The organism is Saccharothrix luteola (assembly GCF_020859565.1).
GTDB classification, from domain to species: Bacteria; Actinomycetota; Actinomycetes; order Mycobacteriales; family Pseudonocardiaceae; genus Actinosynnema; species Actinosynnema luteola.
Genome location: NZ_JAJHUO010000019.1, coordinates 117,438 through 134,071, shown reverse-complemented (window position 1 = coordinate 134,071; position 16,634 = coordinate 117,438). Strand labels below are relative to the sequence as shown.

General features: G+C 73.2%; 11 protein-coding genes. 8 read left to right on the top strand and 3 right to left on the bottom strand.

What is annotated here, in order from left to right:
- The first annotated feature begins 31 nt into the window (after positions 1–31).
- Entirely contained in the window at positions 32–661 is a 630-nt protein-coding gene (locus LNK82_RS26055; RefSeq protein WP_230569626.1) for a LysE family translocator, read from the top strand.
- Between the two features lie 290 nt (positions 662–951).
- The gene (locus tag LNK82_RS26050; RefSeq protein ID WP_230569706.1) at positions 952–1,581 is read left to right on the top strand and encodes an MBL fold metallo-hydrolase; all 630 of its coding nucleotides are present in this window, start codon (positions 952–954) and stop codon (positions 1,579–1,581) included.
- 5 nt (positions 1,582–1,586) lie between these two features.
- Here the strand turns inward: LNK82_RS26050 and LNK82_RS26045 are convergent, their stop codons facing one another.
- Both LNK82_RS26045 and LNK82_RS26040 read right to left on the bottom strand, forming a co-directional pair.
- Positions 1,587–4,571 (bottom strand): hypothetical protein, encoded by a 2,985-nt coding sequence (locus tag LNK82_RS26045; protein WP_230569625.1) that lies wholly within the window; start codon positions 4,569–4,571, stop codon positions 1,587–1,589.
- Positions 4,572–4,994: 423 nt separating this feature from the next.
- Entirely contained in the window at positions 4,995–7,721 is a 2,727-nt protein-coding gene (locus LNK82_RS26040; RefSeq protein WP_230569624.1) for an ABC transporter substrate-binding protein, read from the bottom strand.
- Between the two features lie 204 nt (positions 7,722–7,925).
- Here LNK82_RS26040 and LNK82_RS26035 point away from each other — a divergent pair, with 204 nt between their 5' ends.
- Both LNK82_RS26035 and LNK82_RS26030 read left to right on the top strand, forming a co-directional pair.
- Positions 7,926–9,311, top strand: a complete 1,386-nt coding sequence (locus tag LNK82_RS26035) for an alpha/beta hydrolase (protein ID WP_230569623.1) — start codon at positions 7,926–7,928, stop codon at positions 9,309–9,311.
- Between the two features lie 209 nt (positions 9,312–9,520).
- Positions 9,521–10,330, top strand: coding sequence for a transglycosylase SLT domain-containing protein (locus LNK82_RS26030; RefSeq protein WP_230569622.1), 810 nt, complete (start codon positions 9,521–9,523; stop codon positions 10,328–10,330).
- 89 nt (positions 10,331–10,419) lie between these two features.
- Here the strand turns inward: LNK82_RS26030 and LNK82_RS26025 are convergent, their stop codons facing one another.
- Complete coding sequence (locus LNK82_RS26025; RefSeq protein ID WP_230569621.1) at positions 10,420–11,814, bottom strand: BNR repeat-containing protein; 1,395 nt, start codon at positions 11,812–11,814, stop codon at positions 10,420–10,422.
- A 178-nt stretch (positions 11,815–11,992) separates the two neighbouring features.
- Here LNK82_RS26025 and LNK82_RS26020 point away from each other — a divergent pair, with 178 nt between their 5' ends.
- The 4 genes from LNK82_RS26020 to LNK82_RS26005 all read left to right on the top strand — a co-directional run bounded on the left by LNK82_RS26020 (position 11,993) and on the right by LNK82_RS26005 (position 16,571).
- Complete coding sequence (locus LNK82_RS26020) at positions 11,993–13,228, top strand: epoxide hydrolase family protein (RefSeq protein WP_230569620.1); 1,236 nt, start codon at positions 11,993–11,995, stop codon at positions 13,226–13,228.
- Between the two features lie 133 nt (positions 13,229–13,361).
- Positions 13,362–13,832, top strand: a complete 471-nt coding sequence (locus LNK82_RS26015) for a (2Fe-2S)-binding protein (RefSeq protein ID WP_308257271.1) — start codon at positions 13,362–13,364, stop codon at positions 13,830–13,832.
- The gene (locus tag LNK82_RS26010; protein WP_230569619.1) at positions 13,829–15,844 is read left to right on the top strand and encodes a xanthine dehydrogenase family protein molybdopterin-binding subunit; all 2,016 of its coding nucleotides are present in this window, start codon (positions 13,829–13,831) and stop codon (positions 15,842–15,844) included. Before LNK82_RS26015 ends, LNK82_RS26010 begins: the two co-directional genes overlap by 4 nt.
- A gap of 58 nt (positions 15,845–15,902) precedes the next feature.
- Positions 15,903–16,571: a hypothetical protein gene (locus LNK82_RS26005; RefSeq protein WP_230569618.1), complete on the top strand. Its 669-nt coding sequence runs from the start codon at positions 15,903–15,905 to the stop codon at positions 16,569–16,571.
- Positions 16,572–16,634: the final 63 nt, after the last annotated feature.

Sequence of the window (16,634 nt, the reverse complement as noted above, 5' to 3'; positions counted from 1 at the left end):
CATCACGCCGACCGGGTGTTTGCATGCCGGCATGCCGATCGACCAGCACCTGCTCGTCCTGTTCACGGTGACCACCGTCGTCGCGATGGTCACGCCCGGCCCCGACATGCTGTTCGTCCTCGGGTGCGGGATGCGCGGCGGCCCCCGCGCCGGTCTGCTGGCCACGGCGGGCGTGGCGACCAGCGAGGCCGTCCACGTCATCGTGGCCGCCGCGGGCCTGGCGGCGCTGTTCGCCGCGGTGCCGGTGGCGTTCACGGTGGTCCGCACGATCGGCGCGGCCTACCTCGTCTACCTGGGCGTGCAGGCCATCCGCCACCGCGGGCGCACCGTGGTCGGCGAGCCGGTGACGGGCGGCATGTCCGGCCGCCGGGCCTTCCTGACCGGGATGGCGACCAACCTGCTGAACCCGAAGATGGTCACGTTCACGATCGCGTTCCTGCCGCAGTTCATCAACCCGGACCTCGGGCAGGTGTGGCTCCAGTTCGCCATCCTGGGCGCGATCCTGATCGCGCTGGAGTTCGTGGTGGACGGCGCGGTGGGCGTGCTGGCCGGCCGCATCGGCGGCTGGCTGCGCCGCAGGCACGCCGCCCGCCGCCGGATCGACGTCGCGACCGGCGGTGTGTTCATCGGGCTGGGCGTCCGGCTGGCCGTGGAGCGCTGACCAGCGCGGGCATACTCACATCGCGGGCTTCGTCGACTCGGCGGGCCGGTCGACCCACCCACCCGGACCAGTGGCAGCGGTTGCGGGCCGAGCCCCGCCTTGCGAGGGTGGCGTTCGACGAGGCCGTGCGAGGGGAGTCGCCCGCGCAGGCGTTCTCCCGCACGGCGACCGCCGACCTCCGGATCGGCCCGAGAAGGGTTCTCAGTGACTCAGACGGTTCGCGGCGTGGTGGCCCGGGGCCGAGGCGCACCGGTCGAGGTGACCGACGTGCCGCGCTCGGCGGTGGTCAGCTGATGGCGCGCGTCGACCACGCCGTCACGCGGGGCACGTTCACCCTCGACGGCCAGACCTTCGCCGTGGACAACAACGTCTGGGTCATCGGCGACGACACCGAGTGCGTGGTGATCGACGCACCCCACGACGTGCGGGCGATCCTCCGCGTCGTCGGCGGCCGTGAGGTGAAGGCGATCATCGTCACGCACGCCCACGACGACCACGTGCGCGTGGCGCCGGATCTCGCCCGCGCGACCGGTGCGCCCGTCCTGCTGCACCCCGCCGACCGCGTGCTGTGGGACATGACCCACCCGGACGTTCAGCCGGACGGCGACCTCGCCGACGGCCAGGTCGTGGAGGTGGCGGACATCGGGCTGCACGTGCTGCACACGCCCGGCCACGCGCCCGGCGCGTGCTGCTTCCACGTGCCCGCGCTGGGCGTGGTCTTCACCGGCGACACCCTGTTCCACGGCGGTCCGGGCGCGACCGGGCGGTCGTACTCCGACTTCGACCTCATCGTCGACTCGATCTCGCGGCGGCTGCTGACCCTGCCGGAGCGGACGGTCGTGCACACCGGTCACGGCGAGGACACCACCATCGGCGCGGAAGCGCCGCACCAGGGCGACTGGATGACGCGGGGACGCTGAGCGCCTCAGTAGATCCTCGTGGACGTGTAGATCAGGGTGAAACCGGTGTTGACCAGGGCGCCGGCGGCGTCGAAGCAGGCGATCCAGAAGTGGCTGTCGTCCGCACGGCTGTAGTCGTTGAGCTGCATGACGGCGCAGTGGTTGCCGTGGCCGTGCGCGGTCACGTGGACGGTGCTGCGGATGTAGCCGTTGGTGAAGTGCGCCTTGTACTTGCCGGTGGACAGCCGTTCCAGCGTCGTCGGCGCGTTGCCCGACGCCCACTTCGCCGTGATCACCGGCGCGCTCGACGACGGCGAGTCCCCGATGACGAGGTAGTCGCCGACGGGCTTGCGCGGGTCGTCGAGCAGGTTGTGGTCCACGGTGAACGCGGCGGTGAACGCGGTGTCCGCCGGCGAGCCGTCCGGCGCCGTGCACGCCAGGTCGGCGAGTTGCCCCCGCCTGCCCGTCACCGCGCAGTGGCGCAGCGCCGGGCCGACCGCCGTCACCTCGACCGCGCCGCCCGCCGAACCCGGGAAGTCCGCGGTGTAGCGGCCGACACCGGTCCTGGTGACCGCGCCCGCGTTCACGCCGTGCCGCCAGTCGGGGGTGAAGGTGGGCGCGGTGGGCTGGTCGTCGAAGACGAAGCCGCGCCCGGTCGAGGCGGACCCCGCCACGTACCGCAGGAAGAACGGCACGTCGGCCGGGTTGCCCGCGCGGTCGAAGCACACCACGTCGACCACCTCGTCGGCGCCGTCCTGGAACCAGGTGGACGGCTGGCAGGACACGCCGGGCCGGTAGCCGACCGCACCGCCCCAGGCGGCGTAGTCCTGGGTGGTCACCTTCACGCTGCCACCGGGCGCGCCGACGGCGGGCAGCCGGATCCGCTGCTTGCCGACGGCGACGTGCGTGGCGGTCGGGTAGCCGGCGGCGGGCGTGATCATCTCCCACGGGCCGTAGGTCCAGTTCGCTTCGTTGTTGTTAGGCACGGTGGGGCCGGACAGCGGGCGGGTGGTCCCGATCGCGCCGTCGACGGTCCAAACCCGGACGTGCCCCCACGTGGCGGGGATCGTCGTCCGCGGTTCGGTGGTCTGCGGGTGTGGTGACTCGGTGCGGCTCGTGCCCGGTGCCTGCCGGTCCTCCGGTGTGGCGCCGTTGGTGGAGACCCGTGTGGTCGGGGTGGGGTCGTTCGGCGGGGTGCCGGTGGCGGCGGAGTTCGAGTCGGTCGGTGCGGGGTTCGATTCGCTGGTGGCGACTGGTGGCTGTCCGGCGACGACGCCGGTCGGCGGCATGGCCGTGGCCTCGTCACGGCTGCCGGACGCCGACATGGTGGCCAGCACCAGACCGGCGACCGCCACCATCGACGCGACCCCGCGCACGACGGCCGGGTTCTCCTGCGCCAGCCGTGCCAGCTGGGCCCCTGCCGGCGTGCTCGTCAGCACGGCGCCGCATGCGTCGCGCACGGCCCTGGCCGACGCCGCCACCGTGCTGCCCGCCTCGGCGACCCTGGCCAGGACGGCGTCCAGCGCGGACCACGGCTGCCGGGCGGACAGGTGCTGGATCTCCGCGTCCAGCTCGCGCACGCGGACGGCGAGCCGCTCGTCGTCGCCGCTCAGGCTCAACGCGCCGGCCAGCACCTCGGCGGCCTGCCTGGTGCTGCCGTCGTTGAGCCGGCACACGGCCAGCGCGTAGCGGAAGGAGATCTCCTCGCGCACCGACCCGGCACCGATCGCGGCGCGCAACCCGAGCCCGAGCACGATCGCCAACGCGCCCCAGTGCCGGGTCCACGCGAGCCCGGTGGCGGCCGTGCGGGCCAGTGCCAGCGCGGTCTCGTGCAGCTCCGCGTCCAGGGTCCGCTTCAGCGCGCGTTCGAGGACGTCGAGCTCGGCGGCGACGGCATCGGGTGGCGCGCTCGTCACCCACTCCGTGACGCGGTCGACGAGTGGGACGAGATCCGATCCGGTGAACGGCGCGGACCGGGCCGCGACGTCGCTGACGAGGTAGCCGTCGTCCTCGAAGTGCGCCAAGCGCTTGCGTGCCAGCGTCGCCGCGCCCTCGGCCTCGGGGACGCCGGAGATGGCGGTGAGCAACCGGGTGCCCCACCGCACGTCGTCCCCCAGCGCGGCGAGCGTGCCCAGGGCGCGGCGGGCCTGGTCGGTGAGCGAGCCGAGGACGATGGCCAGGCCCTGCGCGAGCGCTTCGGCGCTCGACTCGCCCTGCGGCACCGCGCCCAGGCGGCGGGCGGCGTCACGGACCGCGGCGCGCTCGACGATGTCCCGGGGGTTGCCGTCGCACTCCCGCCAGTCGCTCTCCACCTCGTCGACGTCGACCCGGTCGCCGACTTCGTCACGCGCCACCGTGATCGCGTCGGCCAGGGGCAGCCCGCCCAACGGCCGCGTGCGGCCCACCTCCCACAGGTCGTCGCGCCGGGACGACAGGACGAACACGCTGCGGGGCATGGCGGACAGCAGGAGCTGCGCTTCGGCGGGAGGCAGGTCGACGCCGTCGAGCACGACGAGCGCACGGACGTCGCCGAGCGCCCGTCGGGCCAGGGCGTCGGGCACGATCACGTCCGCGTCGACCTCGAAGCACTCCTGCAGGAGTTCGCGGACGACGTGCGCGGCGGTCCGGAACCTCCCGCTCAGCCACACCATGCCGACGTCGTCGCCGAGCACGCGCCCGGACAGCTCCCCGGTCTTCGCCGCGTGCTTGAGCAGCAGGGTCTTGCCCGCGCCCTTCGGTCCCGTCACCACCACCGGACTGCCCGCGGCCACGTTGTCGCGCAGGAAGGCCAGGTCGTCCTCACGGCCCCGCAGCGGGGAGCGGGGAGTCTGCTCGACGGTCGCCGGCAGCACCCGTCGCACGAGGTCGGCGCGCCTGAGCACCGGACGTTGATCGACCACGTAGTGGACGTGGACGTCCCGCCCGGCCTGCACGACCTGTGAGGCGCCGAACGCCAAGGCCCGCTGGCCGAGCACCCTCCGCCCCTGCCAGGGCCGTCGCCGAGTACCCATCGCCCGCCATGGTCCTACGGCGTTCCGAACCGGTGACCGCAACGATGCGGACCGCTGTGGACGCGTTGCCGGACCGGGATGTCGGATCACTCGACCGGGCGAAGAGTGCAACCCAGGACAACCCCAATCGCATTTCTCACGTTAGCCGGATAAAACGGCCGGCCCGGCGGCGGACACGGGTGTGGGCAGGCGGAAGGAGGTGGAGGCGAGCGGGTGCGCGGGTGAAAGGAGGCGTAGGCGAGCGGGTAGGTGAAGGGAGGTGCAGGCGGGCGGGGTTCGGTGGGCGACCGGTGGGCGACGAGCGGCCGAGCGCGACGAGCGCGACGAGCCACCGCAGCGGGACGAGCGGCTCCAGCGCGACGGGCCATCCCAGCGGGACGAGCGGCCCCAGCGTGGCGAACCACGCCAGCGTGGCGGGCAGCCTCAGCGTGGCGTGGTGGGGCACCAGGACGCGCGGCGGAGGTCGACGTCCTGGCGGTTCGGGTAGCCGCCGCACGACGCCAGCACGGTGGGCGCCTTGCCGTCCGCCACCCGCAGCACGGCCAGGAACTTGTCGATCGGCACCTGGCCACCACCGAAGTCGATCACGCCGCTCTCGCCGGACAGCGCCCGCGGACCGCCCACGTCGCTCATCTCCTTCCAGATGTGGCCGGGCGAGACCGGGATGCCCCCCAACTGGATCATCGCGTGCACGTACAGGTAGAGGGTGTCGTAGGTGAGCGCGGCGTGGCCGTCCAGCGACGGGTCCGCGTTCCCCTCGCACTCCTCCGGCACGAGTTCGCGCAACGCCTGGTACATCTCGGTCGCCGCCGCGCAGCCTTGGGCGCCGACCGCGAACGACACGTACTCGAACGGGATCTCCGGGTGCCGGCCGCGCAGCTTGTCGTCGGCGGCGTAGCGGGCGATGTCGTCACCGGCGAGCAGCGCGGGCGGGTCGCCCTTGCACCCCGCGCTCACGCCGTCCAGCAGCTTGCCGAAGTCCGCGGGCCGCCCGGCGAAGAACACCACCTCGTCGTCGCCGACGTCGCACAGGGACTGGCCGAGCCGCCGGGCGTCGGAGCCCTGCCCGACCGCCACCGGCTGGTACGGCTCCTCGCGCACCTGCAGGCCCTGCTCGGCGAACCGCGCGGCCACGTCGAGGCGCAGGTTGGCGGCGTAGGAGTCCGCCTCGTCGCTGGAGTGCACGATCACGACGCCCCGCTTGTCGGGGTACGCCGCGCTCACGTGCCGCGCCGCGACCTGCGCCTGCCGGTCGTTGGTCGGCGAGACCTGGAAGTACATCCGGGACGCGGTGGGCATCGCGTCGTCCGACAGCGTCGCGGCCACCACCGGCAGCCCGACCCCGCCCAGCTTGGCGATGGTGTTCCTGGTCGGCGTGCTGCTCAACGCCATCCCGAGCACGCCGATGATGCTCTTGTCCTTCGCCAGCATCGACTGGAGCTTCTCGGCGACCACGTCACCGTGCTGCATGGCCGAACCCGCGTTGCTCAGCAGGATCCGGATCAGGGGTTCGTCGGAGTCGGTGCGGTCGAGCTGCCGCGCCTGCCTGGCCGCGACGCCGACCAGCCGGGCGGTGTTGCTGGCCAACGCGTCGCGCGCCGCGCCCATCGCCGACACGTACACGACGGTCGCGTAGGGACGGTCGGGGTCGCGCTCGTGCGCCGCCAGCACCTCCGCGTTCTGGCGGACGATCAGCTCCTGGATGCGGTTGAAGCGCCGCAGGTCCGCGGGGTCCGCCTCGCCGAACAGCGGCACGTGCCCGGTGGTGACGCCGACGCAGTCGTCACCGATCCGCTTGAGGGTGTGCGCGTCGGGGTTGTCGCGGTCCAGCCCGCAGTGCTCGTGGCGCCACGCCTCGTCCGCGGCCACGATGTCGCGCACGTGCCGGTAGCCGACCGTCGCCACCGACGCGAGCAGCAGCAGCACCACGATCGCGAGCACCGACGTGCGCGACCAGACCGGCGCCTGCCGCACGGACAGGGTGGCCTTCGGCGGCACCTCCACGCGCACCACGCTCACGTCGGGCACCTGCAACGGCAGGAACCACGCGGTCGGTCGGCGGCCCCGGCTGTCGGTGGCCAGCCTGCGCGCCCACGTCTCGTAGGCGTGGCTGGCCTGGCTCACCGACGCCGGTTCGCGCTCGGCGGTGGTCTCCGCGTCCGGCGGCACCTTGGCGCTACCGCTGATGATCACCAGCGGGTCGAACGCGCCGGTGTCGTTGCGCACGTCGTTGATGATCTTCAGCACGGCGTAGCCGCCGTTGTCGCGACGGATGCCGTCCAGCAGCACGACCGGGTACACCGTGCGGCGGGCCGACCTGATCCGCCACCACGACCGGTGGTACGCGCGGCGCACGTCCTCCAGGAACGCGTTGACCAGCAGCTTGGCCAGCTGGCCGGTGTCCTCGCGCGGCTCGGCGCTCTCGCCGGGCACCAGCGCGGACGTCAGCCGCTCGGCGAAGCCGATGAACGTGCCCGGGTCGTGCGGCGCGAGGTAGGGCTGGCGCAGCAGCCACCGGTACTCGCTGCCCGGCACGAGCCCGCGCAGCTTCGCCCGGAACAGGAAGGACGGCACGAGCCGCACCACCAGCCGCACCCACCACGGCGCGGCCCCGGTGGCGTCGTCCAGCACGTCCTTCAGGTCGTCGCCGCTGCGCCGGCGGAGGTCCCGCTCCCGTAATCGGGTCAGCAGGGTGGCGGCCGACTCGGGGTCGACGCCGTCCGTCCGCTGGTTCATCAGCCAGTAGACGAGCTCGAAGCGGCGGAACTCGTGCCGCCCGTAGCGGTCGTTGGCGCCGTGCGCCAGTTCGCGGGCGACGCGCACCAGCACCGAGCCGACCGCTTCCAACGCGCCGGTCTCGGGTGCGCCGGCGTCGTCGGCCGGTTCGGGGAAGCGGTGGTACGCGTGCGGCACGCGGCCGGGGTCCGCCCCGCGCAGGTGGGCTTGGAGCACCTGGAGGAGACCGGCGGCGGGCTTGCCGCGGACCAGGCAGACCAGCGGGATGCCCCGATCCCCGCTCACCCGAGCGCCGGCCCGGCGGCCGGGCAGCTCGCCGAACCGGGGTCGTTCGGTGAGGTCCTGCAGGAGCTTCACGAGGGCGTCGACGACGTCGGCGGACGACAAGCGCTCCCCTGCACCGTGTTCGGCCACCGGACTCCTCGCGGACCAGCCTCGTCCCACCCCCGGCGGCGTGACGCAGGACTTCCGACTTTAGCCGTCCGGAGGGTCCGGTTCGGGCGGTTCCGGCACGATCGCCCCACGTCACCGCACTCTTGCGGACTCCGGACGGCCCGTTGTCCGGAATTCACGCGGAACCCGCCCGTGAGCACCGCGGCACCCGGTAGGAACGGCGTCATGCGCAAGCTCGGGGTCGTGCTCGTGGTCGTGCTCATGGGGTTGGTCGTCGCACCCGCGGCGGCGAGCGGTGTCCGCCGCTACGAAGGGGAGATCGACGGCGCGCGGTACCGCGTGATGGTGCCGGACCGGTGGAACGGGACGCTCGTGCTGTGGAGCCACGGCGCCTTCGGCTCGATGCCCGCGGCGATCCCGTTGACCAACCGGCCGGAGACCGAGGAGCACCTGCTGTCGCAGGGCTACGCGCTGGGCGCGTCCTTGTTCCGCACGCCGGTCGGGTGGTCGGCCGAGGACGGGTTGCGCGACCAGGTGGCGCTGCTCGACTGGTTCCGGCGCGAGGTCGGCGCGCCCCGGCGGACGGTCTCGGCCGGCGCGTCGATCGGCGGCGCGACGTCGCTGGTGCTGGCGGAGCGCAACCCCGGGCGGTTCGACGGCGCGCTGTCGCTGTGCGGCGCGACGGCGGGTGGCGCGACGTACTGGAACTCGGGGCTCGACGTGGTGTTCGCGCTGTCGGTGCTGCTGGGCGTGGAGGTCGACCTGGTGGAGGCGGCGGACCCGGCGGCCAACGAGGCGCGGCTGACCGAGGCGGTCACGGCGGCTTCCGCCGACCCGGCGGCCCGGCCGCGGCTGGCGCTGGCGGCGGCGTTGGCGGACGTGCCGGGCTGGTTCGACCCGACCGCGCCGCGCCCGGCGTCCGTGGACGAGCAGGTCGACTGGGCGGCTGTCTGGTTGCGGTACTTCCGGGTCTGGGCGGCGGGGCCGGCGCGGGCGGACATGGAGAGGTGGGCGGGCGGCAACCCGAGCTGGAACGCGGGCGTCGACTACCGGCGGCTCCTGTCGCGGTCCGACGAGCGCGCGCTGGTGTCGAAGGCGTACGCGGCGGCCGGGCTCGACCTGGAGGCGGACCTGGACCGGTTGGCCGCCGCGCCGAGGGTCGCGCCCGATGCGCGGGCGGTGGCGTACCTGGCGCGGACCAGCCTGCCGGTGGGGTTGACGCCGTGGCCCGTGCTGACCGTGCACAACGCGGGCGACGGCCTGCTGCCGGCGTCGAACGGGTCGGCCTACGCGGCCCGGGTGCGGCAGCCGGAGCGGCTGCGCCAGTACTCCGTCGACCGGGCCGGGCACTGCCGGTTCAGCGCGGCCGAGGAGATCGTCGCGTTCCGGGTGCTGTTCGAGCGGATCGGGACGGGGCGGTGGCCGGCCGCCGACGTGGCCGCGATGAACGCCGAGGCGACCGCGCTCGGACCGGCCCGGCACCTCGTCCACAACCCGGTGACGGGCGCCGAGGTGGCGGTGGCTCCCGCGTTTGCGCCGTTCGAGGCTGGTCCGTCACCACGCCCACTACCCTTCTCACCCGCTAGTGGCACACAGAGCAACAATCGGTAGTGGTTGCTCGGCACAAACGTGACGAGCGTCACCCATTAACGCCCATGCCTTGCCTCCGCAAAACACGAACGGTTACGTTCTCGGCCGCAGATCACGGTTCCATCACCGAAGGGACACGGGCCCGACATCCCCTGGGACGGCCCGAGTCCACCTGGATCCCCCGCCAGGTCTCCGGTGACGGAGTTCCCCGACCGCAGGAGGCTGCACCCTTGGCTCGGCATGTCCGTCACAAGAACAAACGTGGGCAGACCACCTTCCAGGTACCCCCGCCGCCGCCCGGCTACAAGGGCGCGCACCGGGCCGAGGCCGAGCGGGTCCTCCCGCGACGCATCGCCGGAGTCGCGGTGGCCGTCGGCATCGTCTCCGGCGCCGGAGCGGCGGCGCACGCGATGACCGGGACGTTCAGCCCGGTGGCCGGTGGCGCGGACCTCGGCGGCGTGCCGGACGAGACGGTGCGCACCGGCAAGGTCGACACGGTGCACGCCGTGGACCTCGGCTCGGAGACCGCCCGGATCATCCGCCAGGAGCAACTGGCCGCGCTGCACACGTTCAACCAGGCCAGCGGCATCGCGCAGGACGGCTACACGGCCCGCAAGGCGGCCGAGGAGCAGGCGGCGCGGGAGGCTCGCGAGGCCGAGGAGGCGCGCAAGCCGCCGAAGCAGCGCCAGATCGAGGGCTGGATCCGCGAGGCGATCGCCGTCCTGGCCGCCAACGGCACCGCGATCGACGAGAGCAGCGTCGACGAGATCTACACGATCATCATCAAAGAGTCCAACGGCAACCCCAACGCCGTCAACACCTGGGACTCCAACGCCGCCCGCGGCACACCCTCCAAGGGCCTGATGCAGTGCATCGACCCGACGTTCCAGTCGTACAAGCTGGCCGGTTACGACGACATCTACGCGCCGGTCGACAACATCATCGCGGGCGTCCGCTACACCTACGCGCGCTACGGCGGCTTCGCCCGCCACCCCGGGCTCGTCGGCATCAACGCCGGCACCGGCTACGTCGGGTACTGAGTCGCCGTCCCGGCGCAGGGATCCTCGGATCGAGGACCCCTGACCGAGCAGGCGGATCGCGTGCCCGAGCGGGCGGTGTCGAACCGGCCTCAGCCGAGGCGGAAGTCGGCCACCCGGATCGGTGACGGCGTGGTGCCGCTGGAGCGTTGCTGGTACTGGACCGACAGCACCCCGTCCGCGGCCAGCCTGGACGTGTCGACGTTGACCTCGCCGAACGCGTTCATCGACGACCGGTCGAAGACCAGGGCCCAGTCGGTCCACCCGGAGGCCTTGCTCGCCGACACGATCCGGCCGCGCGGCATCACCAGGTAGGCGTTGTCGGCGCGGTCGAACACGAGCTTGGTCCGCTGGGTGCTGCCCGGCGGCACGGGCACCTCGCGCTTGGTCCACGTGCCGTTCGCGTTGCGCACGACGTGGAACGTCCGGCCGTACTGGGCGCGCTGCTGCGAGTAGTTCGAGACGCACTGCGTGAACCGGCCCGGCACGTAGCTGATCACCACGTGGGGCGTGCCCGCCGAGTCCGCGCCCTGGCCCTCCTGGTTCATCAGGCCGTGGTTCGGGTCCAACGGGTCCGCGACCAGGCCCGGCGAGGTCACCGACACCCGCGTGCCGCCCGTCGTGCCGACGACCGCGCCCGCCCCGTTGCGCCAGGTCCGACCGCGGTCGTCGCTGTAGGCGTAGCCGGTGTCGTGGTTGGTCAGACCGCCCGGGCTGCACAGCACGCCCGAGTTGCCCTCGCGCCACGTGAACGCCGCGTGCAGCCGACCGCGCCGGTCGTAGGTCAGGCCGTGCAGGTACATGTTGCGGGTCGTGGACACGACGCCGTTCGGACCGGTGTAGTTGCCGGTGGCCGACGACCACCCGCCCAGCCGCCGCCACGCGCCGCCGGTGTACTCGGCCAGCTCGTTCACGCCGTTGCCCGACCGGCCCGTGCGGAAGCTGAACTGCAACGCGCCCTCGGGCGTGACGACGAACTGCGGGTAGGTCATGTTGCCGAGCTCCACGCCGCCCAGCGTCCGCTGCACGGCGCCGAACACCGACGGCGACCAGGCGTGCGAACCGGGCTGCGACGCGAGCCCGGCGACCGACTTCGAGTAGTACAGCCGCGTGTCGTGGGTGTCCATCGCGACGTGCAGCGTGCCGTCCTGGGGCGAGATGCCCAGCGAGATCACGTTGTGCGAGTCGTTCGTGCTCAGCCGGTGCGGCAGCACCGCCTTCTCCCAACTGCCGCCCAACACCCGCCGCGCGATCACGGCGTTGCGGGTGGAGGTGTACCAGGCCGCGTACTGGTGGCCGTTGTAGGTGACCAGGGCGTCCTGGAACGCGTTGTTGTTGACCAGGCCGTCGTAGGAGACGAAGTACAGCGCCGACTGGTCGAGCAGCGTGTCGGACAGCAGGGTGACGCCCGGCGCGGCCTGCGCGACGCCGGGGTGGACCAGGGACGCGGCCAGCACGATGGCCGCCGCGAGTGGTGCCTTCCTCATTGAAGACCTCGGGGATCGGTTGTCGGTGACGGTTGGCGGGCGGACCACGACTGTCGCACAGAAGTGAAACGTTTCATAGTAGGAGCGTCGGACAGCTGCCCGTGCGCGGCGCCGCGTCGGGCGGGTGTGGAAACGTTCGAGGCCGACGACACGGCCTCACCCGGAACGGACCACGCTGGTGATCACCTCGCACGCCTTCCCCCTGGAGCCCACGCCGATCCACGTGCCCGACGAGGTCCTCGACGACCTGCGCGACCGGCTCACGTCGACCCGGCCCCCGCTGGACGAGGGCAACGAGGACTGGTCCTACGGCGTGCCGCACAGCTACCTCCGCGAGCTGGTCGCCTACTGGCGGGACGGCTACGACTGGCGCAAGGCCGAGGCCGCGATCAACGCCTACGAGCACTACCGGGTGAGCGTCGCCGGCGTCCCCGTGCACTTCATGCGCAAGCCCGGCCGCGGCCCACGCCCGATCCCGTTGATCCTCACCCACGGCTGGCCGTGGACGTTCTGGCACTGGTCGAAGGTGGTCGACCCGCTCGCCGACCCGGCCGCGTCCGGCGGCGACCCCGCCGACGCGTTCGACGTCATCGTGCCGTCCCTGCCCGGCTTCGGCTTCCCCGGTCCGCTCACCGGCTTCCCGGACGTCAACTTCTGGAAGGTCGCCGACCTCTGGCACACCCTGATGACCGAGGCCCTGGGCTACGAGAAGTACGCGGCCGGGGGCTGCGACATCGGCGGCGTCGTCTCCAGCCAGCTCGGCCACAAGTACGCCGACGAGCTGTACGGCATCCACATCGGCTCGGGGCTGCCGCTCGACTTCTTCACCGGCCCCCGCGCCTGGGACTTCGCCCGCAACCGGCCGCTGACCGACGACCAGCCCGCCGACGTCCGCGCCCGCATCGTCGAGCTGGACCACCGCTTCGCGACCCACCTCGCGGTGCACGTGCTCGACGGCGCCACCCTGGCCCACGGGCTCAGCGACTCGCCCGCGGGACTGCTCGCCTGGCTGCTGGAGCGCTGGCGCGCCTGGAGCGACAACGGCGGCGACGTCGAGTCCGTCTTCACCAAGGACGACCTGCTCACCCACGCCACGATCTACTGGGCGAACAACTCCATCGCCACGTCGATGCGCTACTACGCCAACGCCAACCGCCACCCCTGGACCCCCTCCCACGACCGCACCCCGGTGGTGCGGGCCCCGGTCGGCCTCACCTTCGTCACCTACGAGAACCCGCCCGGCATCCGCACCGCCGACGAACGCGTCCGGGCGTTCACGACCGGCCCGCTGAGCGGGTACTTCAACCACGTCAACGTCACCGCTCACGACCGCGGCGGCCACTTCATCCCGTGGGAGAACCCCGACGCCTGGGTGGACGACCTGCGCCGCACGTTCCGCGGCCGCAGGCCCTGACCTACCCGGTCGGAGCAGGCGCGCAACCGCCTGTCGGCCGTACCCGGACCATCCTTCAGCGGCTGATCGAATGATTGCCTGCCGGTCCGCGCGCCACCACGATGAGGTCAGGCCGAACGTGGAGGAGGCCGCGGTGGGGCGATACCGGTTGCACGTCAACGGCGAGCGGCGGGAAGTGGACGTTCCCGGGCAGACACCGCTGTTGTGGGCGTTGCGGGAACAGCTGGGCGTGCTCGGACCCAAGTACGGCTGCGGGGTCGGGGCGTGCGGCGCTTGCACCTCCCTTGTGGACGGTCAGGCGGCACGGCCCTGCGTCACGCCCGTCAGCGAGGCGCAGGGCAAGCGCGTGACCACCATCGAGGGCCTGTCGGAGGACGGCGACCACCCGGTGCAGCGGGCGTGGCTGGAGCTGAACGTCCCGCAGTGCGGCTACTGCCAGGCCGGCCAGATCATGTCGACGGTGGCGCTGCTGGCCGCCAACCCCGACCCGGACGACGCCGAGATCGACGCGGCCTTACGCGACAACGTGTGCCGCTGCGGCACCTACACGCGGGTGCGGGCGGCCGTTCGCCGTGCGGCCCAGCTGAAGCGGGATGAGCGATGAGCATCAGCCGGCGCACGTTCCTGGGTGGCGTGCTCGTCGTCTCCGTGCCCGTCGCGCTGCCCGGTTCGGCCGAGGCCGCCGAGGAGTTCGCGCCCAACGTCTTCGTCCGGTTGGACGAACGGGGCCGGATCACCGCGACCGCGCCCAAGCCCGACTCCGGGCAGGGTGTGCGCACGATGGTCGCGCTGCTGGTCGCCGAGGAGCTGGCGGTCGGCCTGGACGACGTCCGGCTGGAGCAGGCGCACGGCGACACGGCCCGGTTCGGGTACCAGGGCGTCGGCAACTCGTTCTCGGCCCGGCAGCTCTACGAGCCGATGCGCCGGGCCGCCGCGACCGCCCGTTGCCTGCTGGTCGCCGCCGCCGCGCGACGGTGGGGCGTCCCGGTCGAGGAGTGCTCCGCCCGGGACGGCGCGGTCCACCACGGGCGGCGCGTGCTGCGGTACGGGAGCCTCGTGCGGGACGCCGCGGCGTTGGACCCGGCGACCGTGCCGGTGACGACGACCCCGCCGGAGCGGTGGCGGCTGCTCGGCCGCACCCGGGCCGGCGGCGTGGACGCGAAGGCGATCGTGACCGGCCGGGCGCGGTACGGCATCGACACCCGGCCGCCGGGCGCGCTGGTCGCCGTCGTGCTCCGTCCACAGTGGATCGGGGCGCTGGTCGACGCGGTGGACGACAGCGCGGCGAGGGCGGTGCCGGGCGTGGTCGCGGTGACGACGCTCGACCCGGCGACGTCCGGCCAGGGCGGGGTGGCGGTGATCGCCCGGTCGGTGCCGGAGGCGCTGCGCGGGCGTGAGGCGTTGCGCGTGACGTGGCGCGGCGGCACGCCCACCGCGGACAGCAGGCAGTGGCTCGCGGACCTGGAGGCCGCGCTGCCCGCCGTGCCGACCGCGCCGGGCCCGGTGGCGTTCGAGGCCACCTACCGGCTGCCCCTGCTGGCGCACGCGCCGATGGAACCGATGAACGCCACCGCGCACCTCACCGCCACCGGCCTCACCGTGTGGACGCCGACGCAGGACCCGGGCTCGTTGCGGCAGTCCCTGGCCGGTCAGCTCGGGCTCGACCAGGCGGCCGTGCGGGTCGAGCCGACGTTGACCGGCGGCGCGTTCGGCCGGCGCATCGAGCCCGACCCGGTGCTGGAGGCCGTCGGCTGCTCACGGGTGGTGGGCGCGCCGGTGAGCGTGCTGTGGACCCGCGACGACGACATGCGGCACGACTCGTACCGGCCGATGTCGGTGCACCGGCTGTCCGCGGTCCTCGACGCGTCCGGGATGCCCACGTGGCGGGCGCACGGCATCGCGACCTGGCCGTTGACCGTCCTGCCGTTCTTCGACAACCCCGCCATCGTCAAGGCCAGCGGCGACCACTTCCCGTACGCGGTGCCCGGCCGCGTGGACGTGGTCCTGCGGGCCGCGCCGCTGCGCACCGGGTTCTGGCGCGCGGTCTACGCCGGGCACTTCCAGTACGCCGAGGAGAACTTCCTGAGCGAACTCGGCCACCGCGCCGGGCTCGACCAGGTCGACCTGCGGCGACGGCTGCTGCCCGCCGACTCGCGGCTGCGGCGGGCGCTGGACGCGGCGGCGGCCAGGGCGGGGACCGCCCGGCCGGGCTCCAGCCGCGGTGTGGCGTGCCACGACGACTACGGCTCGGTGATCGCGGTGATCGCCGACGCCTCCGAGGGCCGGGTCCGCCGCGTCACGGCGGCCGTCGACGTCGGCCCGGTGCTGCACCCGTCCGGGGTGCGGGCGCAGGTCGAGGGCGGCGTGATGGACGCGTTGTCCACGGTGTCGGGCGCGCAGATCACCGTGCGGGACGGTCGGGTCGTGCAGTCGTCGTTCCGGGACTACGCGTGGGCGCGCATCGACCAGGCGCCGGACGTCGACGTGGTGCTCGTGCGGTCGGACGCGCCCATCGGCGGCCTGGGAGAACTGGCCTACCCGCCCGCGGCGGCGGCGATCGCCTTCGCCACCGGGCGGCCCGTCACGGGCATGCCGGTGAACGTGGACGTGGGCTGAACCGGGGGCGCGCCGAAAATCCGGTGGTGCCGCGGGGAGGTCGACCTACCCTTCCGCCATGGACATGGTGGACCTGTGGCGCCCGACCGGACGTGCCGAGCTGGACCTCGTCGCGGCGTCGAGGTGGCGGGCGTGGCCGCCGCGGCTGCCCGACCAGCCGATCTTCTACCCGGTGGCGAACCGCTGGTACGCCACCAAGATCGCGCGCGAGTGGAACGTGCCCGCCGAGGGCGTCGGTTTCGTCACGCGGTTCAGCGTGCGGCGCGACTTCCTCGACCGGTACCCCGTGCGGCAGGCCGGCGGGCGTGACGTGCTGGAGCACTGGGTGCCCGCCGAGGACCTGGAGGAGTTCAACGCCAACGTCGTCGGCGAGATCGTGTGCGAGGCCGAGTACCGGGGTCCGGTGGCGGACGAGGAGTTCGACCGCGCCGAGGCCGCGCTGGTACGTCCGCTGCCGGTTGCGTGGCGGCGCTACCTCCAGGGCGAGTCGTGGTTCCGCAGCGGGTGGCGGGGCGACACGTTCGTCACCCTCTACACGCCAATGGAGACGCTGGAGGCCACCGAGACCGCCGGCATGGCGGTCATCGGCGACGACGGCGCACGCGGGCGGCTCTCGTTCGACCTGACCCTCGACCCGGCTCCCGTGTCGCTGTCGGACGCCCTGCCGGTGGCCCCGGACGCCGACGCGTTCACCGCGCGGGTGGAGTCCGGCGACCTCTCCTGGTGACCGCGCACGAGCCGCCGATAGTGCATTCGGGTGGCCGAACACCCTTCCAAAAGACGCTGACCG

Bases quoted from the DNA above. Each gene is read 5' to 3' on its own strand.
- LNK82_RS26055 (WP_230569626.1), top strand. From the start codon at position 32: ATGCCGATCGACCAGCACCTGCTCGTCCTGTTCACGGTGACCACCGTC.
- LNK82_RS26045 (WP_230569625.1), bottom strand. From the start codon at position 4,571: ATGGGTACTCGGCGACGGCCCTGGCAGGGGCGGAGGGTGCTCGGCCAG.
- LNK82_RS26035 (WP_230569623.1), top strand. From the start codon at position 7,926: ATGCGCAAGCTCGGGGTCGTGCTCGTGGTCGTGCTCATGGGGTTGGTC.
- LNK82_RS26025 (WP_230569621.1), bottom strand. From the start codon at position 11,814: ATGAGGAAGGCACCACTCGCGGCGGCCATCGTGCTGGCCGCGTCCCTG.
- LNK82_RS26010 (WP_230569619.1), top strand. From the start codon at position 13,829: ATGAGCATCAGCCGGCGCACGTTCCTGGGTGGCGTGCTCGTCGTCTCC.
- LNK82_RS26005 (WP_230569618.1), top strand. From the start codon at position 15,903: ATGGACATGGTGGACCTGTGGCGCCCGACCGGACGTGCCGAGCTGGAC.